Genomic DNA, 12,688 nt, shown 5'->3' with positions numbered 1-12,688 from the left:
GCGGGTGGATTGCCCTTGACAATCGAGTCTCGAACCGCGCGGAGGAAGCACCATGGCGCTGCCCCAGCAACAGCTCTCGCTGGCCGATTACCTGGCCTGGGAGAACGAACAGGACGAACGCCACGAGTATTACCGTGGCGAGGTGTTCGCCATGGTCGGGGTCAAGCGCATCCATGGGCTGGTGACCGGCAACGTTCTCTTCGCCCTCAGGCAGCAGCTCAAAGGCAAGTCTGGGCAGGTGTTTGGCCCGTCGCTGAAAGTTCAGATCGGCGAGGACATGGTGTTCTACCCGGACGTCTTCGTCACCTGCGACGCGGCCGACCTGCGCACCGACTACCTGTTCCGGGCACCCACGGTGATCGTCGAGGTACTGTCGGAATCGACCCGCGGGTATGACTACGACACCAAATTTGCCGCTTACCGTCGCCTGCCTGCACTGCGTGAATACCTGCTGGTCGACCCGGAGAACCGCCGCGTGGACCTCTTCCGTCGCGGCGAGAACGGGCTGTTCACGCTCTATGACTACACCGGGGCCGAGGATTTTCCGCTCGAAGCCATCGCCTGCCGGCTGAGCCTCGCCGAGATCTTCGACGGCATCGAGGCGATTCCGGGCGGGGACTGAAGCCCGCATCCACATTGAAGGATTTTTCGTGAAGTATCTCTCTACCCGCGGCCACGCCGGCCGCCCCGAATTCTGCGACATCCTGCTCGGCGGCCTCGCCCCTGACGGCGGCCTCTACCTGCCGGAAAGCTACCCTCAGGTCAGCCGCGCCGAACTGGACGCCTGGCGCACGCTCTCCTACGCCGAGCTGGCCTACGCCATCCTGTCCAAGTTCATCACCGACATCCCCCCGGCGGATCTGAAAGCGATCTGCGACAAGACCTACACCGCGGCGGTGTACTGCCACGCGCGCGCCGGTGATGACACGGCCGAGATTACTCCGGTGCACTGGCTGGAAGAGGGCAGGCTGGGTTTGCTGGAACTGTCCAACGGCCCCACGCTGGCCTTCAAGGACATGGCCATGCAGCTGCTCGGCAACCTGTTCGAGTACGTGCTGGACAAGCACGGGCAGAGCATCAACATCCTCGGTGCCACCTCCGGTGACACCGGCTCGGCGGCCGAATACGCCATGCGCGGCAAGCACGGCGTGCGCGTCTTCATGCTCTCGCCGCACGGCAAGATGAGCGCCTTCCAGCGCGCGCAGATGTATTCCCTGCAGGACGACAACATCTACAACATCGCCGTCACCGGCATGTTCGACGACGCCCAGGACATCGTCAAGGCAGTCTCCAACGATGCCGCCTTCAAGGCCCAGCACAAGATCGGCGCGGTCAACTCGATCAACTGGGCGCGCGTCGCGGCGCAGATCGTGTACTACTTCAAGGGCTATTTCGCCGCCACCGAATCCAACGACCAGCAGGTCGCCTTCTGCGTGCCCTCGGGCAACTTCGGCAACATCTGCGCCGGCCACATCGCGCGCATGATGGGCCTGCCGGTGGCCAAGCTGATCCTCGCCACCAACGAGAACGACGTCCTCGACGAGTTCTTCCGCAGCGGCGTGTACCGCCCGCGCAAGGCCGCGGAGACGCATGTCACCTCCAGCCCGTCGATGGACATCTCCAAGGCCTCCAACTTCGAGCGCTTCGTCTTCGACCTCGTCGGCCGCGACCCGCAGAAGGTCGCCGCGCTGTGGGCCGAGGTGGACGCCGGGCGTCCCTTCGACCTGTCCGCCTCGGCCGACTTCGCCCGCATCGGCGATTTCGGTTTCGTGTCGGGGGCGAGCAGCCACGCCGACCGTCTGGCGACCATCCGCAAGGTCTTCGAAAAGTACGGCGTGATGATCGACACCCACACCGCCGACGGCGTCAAGGTGGCCTGGGAATGCGCCGCCGAAGTGCCCGCCGGCGTGCCCGTGCTGGTGCTGGAAACCGCGCTGCCGGTGAAGTTCGCCGAAACCATCCGCGAGGCCCTGGGCCGCGAGCCGGAGCGTCCCGCGGACCTCGAAGGCATCGAGAAGCTGCCGCAGCGCGTGGAAGTGATGGCGCCGGACGTCGATGCGGTCAAGCGCTTCATCGTCGAGCGCGTGGGCTGAAGACAAGGCACGGGGCGCGAGGTGGGCGCCCCGTTTGTGGGGTTGCTGTTTGCTCTGGGTTGCTACCGGCCCGTTGCAGCCATCGAGCTTTGTGGAAAGCAGTCGCTCAACGTTGTAGGTAAAGGGCGCTGCGCGGCGCTTTATCGCGCAGCGTCCAGCGACCGCAGGGAGCGGCTTTGACCGCAATGTTAGGCCGGCGTGACGGGAGGAAAATCTTCATACGATTTTGGGAAGTAGCCCCAGATCCTTGCGACATCGTCTCTCACCTCGAAGTCGAAGCCAATTTTTGCCAGGACGCTCGTAATTTCTTCCGTGTGGTCAATGATCGCTGGGGCTATCAGCCTTCCAGAACGGACATGTTCGTGCAGCCCAATGTCGAACCATTCGACGCCTACGAATGGGAATGGCAGGTGGTAGTACCACTCGGTATCCCATTCTGATACGTGGCCATTTACCCATTTTGATCGATACGAAGGCTGCCACCCTTCAAGACTCCGCACATGTTGCAGTAGCTCATTCCACTTCGTGTCGTTAGCGAGTGCCCCTGAAAACGTTCTTCGAGCCTGAGATGCAATGGCTTCCTTTTCTTCTCCGGCGGGAACAGCATCAGCAAGTGGCAGCGAGATCATGACAAAAGCCTAACTTTGTTTTCTGGCGACAGCTATGCCGCGTAACATCGGAATGCCTGATAACGTGTTCTGCAAGTTACTGTTTAGAAGCAGAGATTACGCGAACCACAGAGTAACAAGGCAGGAAAAGCAGCAGCCGAGTGATTTCGGGGTCGAGGCGACCGATCTTGCATACAGGCCGGTAGCATACCGCCTCGCCCGGATGACGGCTATCCGGGTCGGGTGACCAGTGACGGCTTCTGGCCGGGTCGAGCCAGGGCGGGGTTCAAGTTGGCCGCTGAAAACCGGCCACTCAAGGGGATTGGGGTCCGGTCCCGCCCTTGAAATCGAAATGTAACCATGACCGACGGCTGATGGCCGGAAGCGGAGGTCCGCAGAGTGTCTGGCCTCGCAAGGGACGCACGAAAAGCGGGCGCCCCGCAGTTGCGACTTGCGCAATGCGGGTGCTTTCGACGGTATCGCAGGGCAGTCGAGCGACAGGGTCGTTTGACGCGCCCTTGATGCAAATCTGCTTGCGCGGAATGCTTACTCTTCGATGTGGCGCAGCGACAGGTCGAGGGCGCGCACGTCCTTGGTCAGGCTGCCGATGGAGATGCGGTCCACGCCGGTTTCCGCAATCGCCCGCACGCGCTCCAGGTTGACCCCGCCGGAGGCTTCCAGCTCCGCCCGCCCGGCGGTGATGGCCACCGCTTCGCGCATCTCTTCCAGGCTCATGTTGTCGAGCAGGATCATGGTCACGCCGGCGTCCAGCGCTTCGCGCAGCTGGGCTAGGTTTTCCACCTCGACCTCGATGAACACGTTCGACGGCGCGATTGCGCGCGCCTGTTCGACCACCTGGCGGATGCCGCCGGCGGCGATGATGTGGTTTTCCTTCACCAGGATGCCGTCGTACAGGCCGATGCGGTGATTGGTGCCGCCACCCACGGCGACGGCGTACTTCTGCGCCAGGCGCAGGCCGGGCAGGGTCTTGCGGGTGTCGACGATCTTCGCCTGGGTGCCTTCCACGGCGTCGACGAAGCGGCGCGTCACGGTGGCGGTGCCGGAGAGCAGTTGCAGGAAGTTCAGCGCCGTGCGCTCGGCGGTGAGCAGGGTGCGGGCATCGGCATCGACGTCGCACAGGGGCTGGCCGGGCTGCACGCGCTCGCCGTCGCGGACGTGCCAGAGCACGTTTGCAGTGGGGCTGAGGGCGGCGAAGGTGGCCTCGAACCAGGCGGTGCCGCAGATCACCGCATCTTCGCGAGTGATCACACGGCCACGGGCCTGGGTGGCGGCGGGAATCAGGCGGGCGGTGAGATCGCCGGTGCCGACGTCTTCGGCAAGCGAGGCGGCAACGGAGCGCTGGATTTCGATGCGGAGCTGTTCGGTGAGGGTCATGGCTACGGGTGGTGCGCTGAGATGGGCCGATTCTAGCCCGCATTTCTCACCCTGTCCCTACTGCGGGTGCCGATACGCTCGCCGTGGCACGCCGTACTCCCTCACGGCGCCTCGGCCCCCTCGTGACGTGCCAGGCCCTAGAACACGCCGAGCGCCAGGCCGGTCGCCAGTGCCGCGCCGAGTTCGTTGCAGCGTGCCAGCTCCGCGGCGGCGATGTGCTTGGGGGCGAGAATGGCTTCCGTGCTCTGGGCGTGGGTGCACACGATCAGCGCCTCTGCCACCGCCTTCAGTCGCCAGCCGGTGGCGATGCGCTCGATCTGGCGTGCGGCATTGCTGCCGTCGCTGCCGGCGCAGATCATCGCGGCGTAGGGGCGTCCGGCGATGCGGCCGAGGGCGGGGTAGTAGCAGCGGTCAAAGAAGTCCTTCAGCAGTCCGGAGATTGCGGCGAGGTTCTCCGGAGTGGCGAAGATGTAGCCGTCGGCGTCGAGCACGTCGGCCGGCCCTGCCTGCGCAGCGTGCAGCAGTCTGACCCTGACCGCCGCCTCCGTGGCCGCACCCGCAGCGGCGGCCTCGGCCATCTGCCGCGTGCCGCCGGTCTGGGAGTGGTGGACGATGAGCAGGGTGGGCACGGTTGCGCGTGTTTCGAGGTCATGTAACAGCGGCCTTCGATTATCCTTCCTTTTCCGACCAATGGAGCAGGACGTGCACGACAGCAAGGCGGCAGGCCGCGGACAGGGGGCGTGGGAGGTCTTTGTGATCTTCCTGCGCCTGGGGCTGACTTCCTTTGGCGGGCCGGTGGCCCATCTGGGCTATTTCCGCGATGAGTTCGTCACCCGCCGGCGCTGGCTGTCGGAGCGCAGCTATGCCGATCTGGTGGCCTTGTGCCAGTTCCTTCCCGGTCCGGCGAGCAGTCAGGTGGGGCTGGCGCTGGGGCTCTCGCGCGCCGGCCATGCCGGCGCCCTGGCGGCGTGGGCGGGGTTCACTTTGCCGTCGGCGCTGGTTCTGGTGCTGTTTGCACTGGGGCTCGGTGCCTACGGGGAGCTCATGCCGGCGGGGGCGCTGCACGGCCTCAAGGTGGTGGCGGTGGCCGTGGTGGCGCAGGCGGTGTGGGGCATGGCGCGCAGCCTGTGCCCCGACGTGCCGCGGGTGGGGATGATGGCGGCGGCGGCCTGCTTTGTGCTGTGGGTGCCGACGGCGTGGGCGCAGGTCGCCACCATCGTGGCCGCCGGCCTGCTCGGGCTGGCATTGTTCAGGCCGGCGGCGGAGTCGGGGCATGAGCCCCTGGCGCTGCCCTTCGGCGCACGCACGGGCATGCTCTGGCTGGGCCTGTTCGTGATCCTGCTGCTCGGACTGCCGCTGGCGGCCGCTGCCTTTCCCGGGCAGGCCGTGGCGATGGTGGATGCCTTCTACCGCGCCGGGGCGCTGGTCTTTGGTGGCGGCCATGTGGTGCTGCCGCTGCTGCAGGCCGAGGTGGTGCCCACGGGCTGGGTGGACAGCGACGTCTTCCTCGCCGGTTACGGTGCGGCACAGGCGGTTCCGGGGCCGTTGTTCACCTTTGCGGCCTTTCTCGGCGCGGCCATGAACGATGCGCCGAGCGGCTGGCTGGGCGGGCTGCTGTGCCTGTTGGCGATCTTTCTGCCGGCCTTTCTGCTGCTTGCCGGGGCGCTGCCGTTCTGGGAGCGCCTGCGCGCCAATGCCCGTGTGCGGGCGGCGCTCTGTGGGGTCAACGCGGCAGTGGTCGGAGTCTCCTGGCCGCCCTCTACCAACCGGTATGGACAAGCGCGATCTTTGGCCCCCGGGATTTCGGTCTGGCCTTGATCGCGCTGGTGGCGCTGATGTTCTGGAAGCTGCCGCCCTGGCTGGTGGTGCTCGCCAGCGCGCTGGCCGGCGGCGTGCTCGCCGCTCTCTGAGCGGCTGTTGCAGCCTCTCAGGCTGCATGGCGAAACGACCAGGCCAGTGTCGGTGTAGGCTTGCGCCCTTGTACCGTGCCTTGCCGGCCGCCTGCCGCTATCGTCGGGGGCCGCCGCGGCGAGCGCGCTCCGGCTCCACTTCCTGAATCCATCCTCTCTTGAAAGCCCGCGACCTCTTCGAACTCTTCCTGTTGGCCGCCCTGTGGGGCGGCTCCTTCCTGTTCACCCGCATCGCCGTGCCGGAGTTCGGCCCTTTCGCGCTGATCGAGTTGCGCGTCGGCCTGGCGGCGCTGGTGTTGCTGCCCTTGCTGGCCTGGTCCGGCGGTTTGCTGCAGCTGTGGCGGCGCGCCGGGGTGCTGGCGGTGCTGGGGCTGACCAGTTCGGCGCTGCCTTTCGTGCTTTATGCCTGGGCGACGCTGACGGTGACGGCGGGTTTCGCCTCGGTGGTCAATGCCACTACGCCGCTGTTTACTGCGCTGGTGGCCTGGGTGTGGCTGCGCGACCGCCTCAGCGTGGGGGCGACGCTGGGCCTGTGCGCCGGGGTGGCGGGGGTGATGGTGCTGGTCTGGGACAAGATTGCCATTGCCGGTGACGCCGTGGTGCCCGCGGTGCTCGCCTGTCTGGGGGCGACGCTGAGCTACGGCATCTCGGCGGCGATCACCAAGCGTTACCTGACCGGCGCGCCGCCCATGCTCACCGCCACCGGCAGCCAGTTCTACGCCGCGTTGTTGCTCGCGCCGCTGGCCATTGCCTACTGGCCGGCGCAGCCGCCGTCTGCGGGCTCCTGGCTGGCCGGCATCATGCTGGCGGTGCTGTGTACCGGCCTCGCCTTCGTGCTTTTCTTCCGCCTGATGGCGCGGGTGGGGCCGCAGCGCGCGGTGACGGTGACCCTCCTCATTCCGGTGTTCGGCATGCTGTGGGGGGCCTTGTTCATCGACGAAACGGTGACCTTGTCGATGCTTGCCGGCAGCGCGGTGATCCTTCTCGGCACCGGCCTGGCCACCGGGGTGATCCGCCTGCCGCGCTGAAGTCAGCGCGCGCGCCTGGCGCCGCGGCTGTGCAGGGCAATCATCGCGCCGGCACAGCCGATCACGACGATGCCGGCGAAGGCCAGACCGTCGGGGAAGTCGCCGAAGGCCAGCCAGCCGACCAGGGTTGCCCACGCCAGCTGGACGTAGAGGATGGGCGACAGCGTGGACGCGGGGGCGTCACGGAAGGCGCGGATGAGCAGGAAGTGGCCGGTGCCGCCGTAGATGCCCAGCGAGGCGATCAGCAGCGCGTCGCCGAAGTCCGGCAGCGGCCCGCTCCAGATCCACGGCAGCAGCGGCGTCATCGCCGCGGTGCCGACCAGGGCGGTATAGAACAGCATGGTGACGGGGCTTTCGGTGGCGGTGAGCTGGCGCGTGAGGATCTGGTAGAAGGCGTAGCTGACTGCGCCGGCCAGTGCCAGCAGCACGCCTTCGGTAACCAGTCCGCCGCCCGGACGGGCGATCAGCAGCACGCCGACGAAGCCGGTGAGCACGGCCATCCAGCGCAGCGCGCCGATCTCTTCGCCCAGCAGCGGGCGCGCCAGCAGGGTGACCAGCAGCGGCGCGGCGAAGAGGATGGCGGTGGTTTCCGCCAGCGGCATGCGCGCCAGTGCCGCCATGCCGAAGAAGGTCACCGCGAGCAGGCACAACGCGCGCACTACCTGGCGGGCGGGGCGTGCGGTGGACACCAGGCGCCCGCGCAGCGTCGGTGCCAGCAGGGCGAGCATGAGGACGAAGTGCACGGTGTAGCGCGCCCACACCAGCATCGGTACCGGGTAGCTGCGGGCGAGATGCTTGGCGGTGGCGTCGAGGAGCACGAACAGGAAGAGCGCGCCGAGCAGCAGCACGATGGCGCGCAGGACGCTGCCGGCCGGGGCTGCGGGCATGTGACGCGGCCGGCTTACCTGGCGGCGCCTTCGACGTAGTAGTCGAGGCGTCCGCGCGGGGCGAGGTACTCGACCACCTCGGCGGGCAGCTTGGCGGGGTTGGCGGCGGATTCGATCTTCAGGTCGACGTCGCGCAGGTCGAGCAGCATCGCCTCGTTGCGCGGGATGTCGCGGTCGTACAGCATCACCAGTGGTTGCAGCAGGGCTTCGTGGCGGGTCTCCACCACCAGGCCGACGGCGCCGTTGGAGAGCAGGACGAAGGATCCCGGCGGATAGACCCCGAGGGTCTTGACGAAGGCCTGCAGCAGCGCCGGGTCGAAATGCGCCCCCTCGCTCTTGAAAAGATGGCGCACGGCTTCGGCCGGCGTCATCGCCAGCTTCAGGTCGAAGGGATTGCAGAGGTTGTCGTAGCGGTTGGCGATGGCGACGATGCGCGCCAGGCGGGGGATCTTTTCGCCGGCGAGCTTGTTGGGAAAGCCGCTGCCGTCCCAGCGCTCGTGATGGCAGGCGATGATGTTGCGCTCGGCGATCTGCATTGCGCGGGCGCCGGCCACGGCCTTGATGCCGTAGCCGATGTGGGCGCGGTAGAACTCTTCTTCCGGCGGCGTGCGCGTGGCCGCGCGCAGGATGCGTGGCGGAATCTCGGCCTTGCCGACGTCGTGGAGGAGGGCGCCGGCGCCGAGGTGGCGCATCTCGTCCTCGGGCAGGCCCAGCGCGCGGCCGAGGAGCAGCGCCAGCATCATCACGTTGAGGGCGTGAAAGGTGGGGCCGGCCTCGCGGCTCTTCTGGTTGACGAGGTGGATGAGGACGTTTTCCTGGCCGATCAGGCTGTCCACCACCTGGCCGGAAAGCTGCCGCGACTTGGCGTGGGCGTCGCTGGCGCGGCCGGGAAAGCCCTTCAGGATCTCGCTGGCCACGACCGCATCCTGCTCGTACTGGCGTTCACGGCGCGCCAGGCGCTCGCGTTGCTGGCGCAGCTGGGCGAGGCGGTGGCGCTTGTCGTCGAGCATGCCGGCCAGTGCGCTGCCGCCGAAGTCGATCTCTTCGTCGTCGGCGCTGTCCTCCGCGGCGCGCTCCGGCAAGGGCGTGGCGGTGCTGCGTGCGGGATCCCAGGCTACGTCGCGCAGCCCCATCTCGCGCAGGGCGTCGATCTGGCGCTGGCTGGAGAGGCGGAACTCGTTGAGCATGAAGGGATGGCGTACCCAGCCCACCGCAGTGAGCGAGATGAAGATGCCGGGTTGCAGGCGGTCGACGGCGAGCTTGTCCATGGGGCGGTGCGGGGAATGGCTCAGAAGCCGTTGCGGGCGGCCTCGGTGAGCCAGCCGTTGAAGAGGCTGCGCGCGGCGCCGATGAGTTCGCCGGCACTCAGGCCGACGGGGCCGATGCCGTCACGGGCAAGGCGGTCGGCGGCGCAGCCGTGCAGGTGGGTGGCGGCGAGCAGCGCGCATTCGGCGTCCCAGCCCTGGGCCAGCAGTGCGGTGATGAGGCCGGTGAGGACGTCGCCCATGCCTGCGCTGGCCATGCCGGGGTGGCCGCTGTCATTGATGAACCAGCGCCCGTCCGGGCAGGCGACGATGCTGCCGCAGCCCTTCAGCACCGTGTGTGCGCGCAGGCGCCCGGAGAGCGCCAGTGCGGCGGCGAGGCGGTCGTTCTGCACGGTGGCGGTATCGCAGCCAAGCAGGCGCGCCGCCTCGCTCGGGTGCGGGGTGAGCACGGTGGGGGCGCTGCGCGCGGTGACTGCCGCCTGCAGTGCAGGATCGGCGGCGAGCAGGTTGAGGGCATCGGCATCGAGCACGAGCGCCAGATCGCGGGTGATTGCCGCGCTCAGCAGGCCGTGTGCGCTGTCCGACTGCCCCAGTCCGGGGCCGACGGCGAGTGCGCTGAGCTGCTCGGGCAGGGCGCTGGCGGCGCGCAGCATGAGTTCCGGATGGGCGACGTCGACGCGCGGCGCGGCATCGTCGAGCAGGCCGGCGAAGACCCTGCCACTGCCCAGCCAGAGGGCGGCGCGGGCGGCCAGCAGGGCGGCGCCGCACATGCCGGGAGCGCCGCCGAGGATGGCGGCATCGCCATAGCTGCCCTTGTGCGAGTTGCGCCGCCGCGGCTGCAGGCGGTGGGCGAAGAGACTGGGGCGCACCGCGCGGCCGAGCGGCTGCAGCCAGCCGGCGGCATCGACGTCGAGGCGCTGTACGGAGATCTCGCCGGCGTGATCGGGGCCGTCGAGGGTGAGCAGGCCGGGTTTGAGGGCGATGAAGGTGGTGGTGTGGGTGGCACGGAAACAGGTGCCGAGGACGCGTCCGCTGTCGGTGTCGAGGCCGCTCGGCATGTCGATCGCCAGGCGCGGCGAGGGCACGCGGCTGAGGCTGTCCACCCACTGGGCGTAGCGCCCCTCCAGGGGGCGGGTGAGGCCGATGCCGAACAGTGCATCGATGACCAGCGCCCAGCCGTCGGCCGGCGCCGCCGGCAGGCTGCTCACCGTGTCGCCGCCGCTGTTGCGGTAGTTGGCGTAGGCGGTGGCGGCATCGGCGGGGAAGCGCGCCGCATCGTCGGCAAAGGCGGCCACCACTTCGCGCCCGGCCTGGCGGAAATGGCGCGCCAGCACGAAGCCGTCGCCGCCATTGTTGCCCGGACCGCAGGCCACCAGAATGGGGCCGGGGCGGTCCATGATGAGACGCACGGCGTCCTCCGCGGCGGCGCGTCCGGCGCGTTCCATCAGCGAGGGCTTGGCCCCCGGCATGGCACGCGCCTCGATCTCGCGGATGCCGGCGACGGGGTAGATCGGTTGGGCGGGCAGGAACATGGCTGCGGCGGCGGTGGTCGAGGCTGCGATTGTAAGGCCAGAGCGCGGTGCGCGTGCCGGCTTCATCGAAGCTTCATCTGCGGGGGCTATCCTCGTGCCGCCATACATACGACACAGGTAATACATGCTCTACGGCCCCGGACAGCCCATCATGCTTCGGCAGGTGCTCGAAGCGCAGGCACTGGAGTTCGTCTTCCAGCCCATCGTGGATCTCGGTCAGGCCGTCATTCTGGGCTATGAGGCGCTGATGCGCGGCCCGCAGGGCAGTCCCTTGCATGCGCCCGACGATCTCCTGCGCGTTGCCCGCCAGGCCGGGTTGAGCTTCGATCTCGAAGTCGCCGCCTGCCTCGGCGCAATGTCCTCCTTTGCCGCGCTGCGCCTGCCCGGCAAGCTCTTCCTCAATCTCAGTGCGCCGGTGATCGCACACTTCGGCCGTGAGCACGGCGGGCGCCTGTTGCGCCATGCGGTGGAGCAGGGCCTGGCGCCGGGGCGGCTGGTGCTGGAGCTGACCGAGCATGAGCGCGTCGATGATGTGGACGCCCTGCAGGGCTGTTTTGCCGCGCTCGCCGGGCAGGGCGTCGGACTGGCACTCGACGATTTCGGCGATGGGCGCTCCAGCCTGCGCCTGTGGGCGCAGTTGAAGCCGGAACTGGTGAAGCTGGACAAGTTCTTTGTGCGCGGCATCCATCAGGACAGCCGCAAGGTCGAGGTGATCCGGGCGATCCTCAAGCTCGCCGAGGCCTTCGGCACGCCCATTGTCGCCGAGGGCATCGAGGAGGCTGCCGAGCTCGGCGTACTCCGTGATCTCGGTTGTCACTATGGCCAGGGCTACCTGTTCGGCAAGCCGGCGGCAGCGCCCGGGGCCGTGGTGCCGGAGGTCGCGCGCGGGGTGCTGGCATCGTCGAAGATCGCCGTGCTGCCCAATTCCGCGCCGCGCCCCGATGTCGCCGAGACGGTCGGTCGCCTGCTGCTGCAGGCGCCGACGATCGCCGCCGATGCCCCCAACGGCGATCTGATGCAGTTGTTCACCCATCATCCGCAACTGCATGCGGTTGCCGTAGTGGAGAAGCAGTATCCGATCGGCCTGGTCAATCGCCGCCATTTCGTCGACAAGTTCGCCCAGCCTTTCTCGCGCGAGCTCTACGGAAGGCGGCCGTGCACGCTGTTCATGAACGCCACGCCACTGCGCGTGGAGGCCGCCGCGCCGATCGATTCGCTCATCTCGGTGCTCACCGGGGAGGATCAGCGCTACCTCCACGAAGGCTTCATCATCACCGAAGAAGGGCGCTACGCCGGCCTTGCCACCGGCGAGAGCCTGGTACGTGCGGTCACCGAGCGGCGCATCGAGGCCGCCCGTCATGCCAATCCGCTGACCTTCCTGCCCGGCAACATCCCCATCACCGAGCACATCCGTCGCCTCCTCGACGCCGGAGTCGATTTTGCCGCGTGCTACTTCGACCTCAATCATTTCAAGCCCTACAACGACCTCTACGGCTACTGGCGGGGCGACGAAATGATCAAGCTTGCCGCACGGGTGATACTTGCCCATGCCGATGCCGCGCATGATTTCGTCGGTCACGTCGGCGGCGACGATTTCGTCGTGCTGTTCCAGAGCGAGGACTGGCGGCAGCGCTGCGAGCGTGTGGTGCGCGACTTCAACCTTCACGCGCGCGATCTCTTCGATGCCGAGGAGCTGACCCGCAACGGCTTCGAAAGCGAGGACCGCCGCGGTTTCAAGGTCATGTTTCCGCTCACCACGATGGCCGCCGGCGTGCTGCGCGCCGGCGCCGGACAGTTCCATTCGCCCGAAGAGGTGGCCTCCGCCGCGGCGGCGGCGAAGAAACTTGCCAAGCAGCACGGCAGCGGCATCCACATCAGCTTCGGGGCCCGTCTGAGGCCCGTGCTCGAAGCCGCCGGCTGAGCCCCTGGCGGCGTCCTGCCGCCGTCTCCCATGACCGTCAGTAGCGCGC

The 12,688-nt window shown here is 67.9% G+C and carries 11 protein-coding genes; 5 read left to right on the top strand and 6 right to left on the bottom strand.

Annotated features, from left to right (window positions below; genetic code table 11):
• The first annotated feature begins 52 nt into the window (after positions 1-52).
• Together C8261_RS08855 and thrC are read left to right on the top strand one after the other, a co-directional pair.
• A complete protein-coding gene (locus C8261_RS08855) occupies positions 53-622 on the top strand; it encodes a Uma2 family endonuclease (protein WP_107493321.1) in 570 nt (189 codons plus the stop codon).
• A gap of 28 nt (positions 623-650) precedes the next feature.
• Positions 651-2,093, top strand: a complete 1,443-nt coding sequence (gene thrC, locus C8261_RS08850; RefSeq protein WP_107493320.1) for a threonine synthase — start codon at positions 651-653, stop codon at positions 2,091-2,093.
• A 188-nt stretch (positions 2,094-2,281) separates the two neighbouring features.
• Here thrC and C8261_RS08845 read toward each other — a convergent pair whose 3' ends face one another.
• The 3 genes from C8261_RS08845 to C8261_RS08835 all read right to left on the bottom strand — a co-directional run bounded on the left by C8261_RS08845 (position 2,282) and on the right by C8261_RS08835 (position 4,725).
• Entirely contained in the window at positions 2,282-2,722 is a 441-nt protein-coding gene (locus C8261_RS08845) for a DUF6678 family protein (RefSeq protein WP_107493319.1), read from the bottom strand.
• Between the two features lie 525 nt (positions 2,723-3,247).
• Complete coding sequence (gene nadC / locus C8261_RS08840; RefSeq protein WP_107493318.1) at positions 3,248-4,096, bottom strand: carboxylating nicotinate-nucleotide diphosphorylase; 849 nt, start codon at positions 4,094-4,096, stop codon at positions 3,248-3,250.
• 137 nt (positions 4,097-4,233) lie between these two features.
• Positions 4,234-4,725 (bottom strand): flavodoxin family protein, encoded by a 492-nt coding sequence (locus tag C8261_RS08835; protein WP_181358901.1) that lies wholly within the window; start codon positions 4,723-4,725, stop codon positions 4,234-4,236.
• Positions 4,726-4,798: 73 nt separating this feature from the next.
• On the opposite strand from C8261_RS08835, the gene chrA reads away from it, so the two are divergent.
• Entirely contained in the window at positions 4,799-5,914 is a 1,116-nt protein-coding gene (gene chrA, locus C8261_RS08830) for a chromate efflux transporter (protein ID WP_456238934.1), read from the top strand.
• A gap of 250 nt (positions 5,915-6,164) precedes the next feature.
• The gene (locus tag C8261_RS08825) at positions 6,165-7,034 is read left to right on the top strand and encodes a DMT family transporter (protein ID WP_107493317.1); all 870 of its coding nucleotides are present in this window, start codon (positions 6,165-6,167) and stop codon (positions 7,032-7,034) included.
• A gap of 2 nt (positions 7,035-7,036) precedes the next feature.
• Here the strand turns inward: C8261_RS08825 and C8261_RS08820 are convergent, their stop codons facing one another.
• From C8261_RS08820 to C8261_RS08810, 3 genes are read right to left on the bottom strand one after another with little or no spacing between them, the layout of a single operon-like run.
• Positions 7,037-7,921: a DMT family transporter gene (locus C8261_RS08820; protein WP_181358900.1), complete on the bottom strand. Its 885-nt coding sequence runs from the start codon at positions 7,919-7,921 to the stop codon at positions 7,037-7,039.
• Positions 7,922-7,935: 14 nt separating this feature from the next.
• Entirely contained in the window at positions 7,936-9,189 is a 1,254-nt protein-coding gene (locus C8261_RS08815; protein ID WP_107493316.1) for an HD-GYP domain-containing protein, read from the bottom strand.
• Between the two features lie 20 nt (positions 9,190-9,209).
• Positions 9,210-10,718: an NAD(P)H-hydrate dehydratase gene (locus C8261_RS08810; RefSeq protein WP_107493496.1), complete on the bottom strand. Its 1,509-nt coding sequence runs from the start codon at positions 10,716-10,718 to the stop codon at positions 9,210-9,212.
• 124 nt (positions 10,719-10,842) lie between these two features.
• Between C8261_RS08810 and C8261_RS08805 the strand changes: the two genes are divergently transcribed.
• Entirely contained in the window at positions 10,843-12,639 is a 1,797-nt protein-coding gene (locus C8261_RS08805) for an EAL domain-containing protein (RefSeq protein ID WP_107493315.1), read from the top strand.
• The last annotated feature ends 49 nt before the right edge of the window (positions 12,640-12,688 follow it).

The organism is Pseudothauera lacus, assembly GCF_003034845.1.
Taxonomy (GTDB): Bacteria; Pseudomonadota; Gammaproteobacteria; order Burkholderiales; family Rhodocyclaceae; genus Pseudothauera; species Pseudothauera lacus.
Note: the sequence above shows the minus strand (reverse complement) of the source record. Positions and strands in the feature narration are given on the sequence as shown.

Bases quoted from the DNA above. Each gene is read 5' to 3' on its own strand.
- nadC (WP_107493318.1), bottom strand. From the start codon at position 4,096: ATGACCCTCACCGAACAGCTCCGCATCGAAATCCAGCGCTCCGTTGCC.
- C8261_RS08820 (WP_181358900.1), bottom strand. From the start codon at position 7,921: ATGCCCGCAGCCCCGGCCGGCAGCGTCCTGCGCGCCATCGTGCTGCTG.
- C8261_RS08815 (WP_107493316.1), bottom strand. From the start codon at position 9,189: ATGGACAAGCTCGCCGTCGACCGCCTGCAACCCGGCATCTTCATCTCG.
- C8261_RS08805 (WP_107493315.1), top strand. From the start codon at position 10,843: ATGCTCTACGGCCCCGGACAGCCCATCATGCTTCGGCAGGTGCTCGAA.
- C8261_RS08810 (WP_107493496.1), bottom strand. From the start codon at position 10,718: ATGTTCCTGCCCGCCCAACCGATCTACCCCGTCGCCGGCATCCGCGAG.
- C8261_RS08855 (WP_107493321.1), top strand. From the start codon at position 53: ATGGCGCTGCCCCAGCAACAGCTCTCGCTGGCCGATTACCTGGCCTGG.
- C8261_RS08845 (WP_107493319.1), bottom strand. From the start codon at position 2,722: ATGATCTCGCTGCCACTTGCTGATGCTGTTCCCGCCGGAGAAGAAAAG.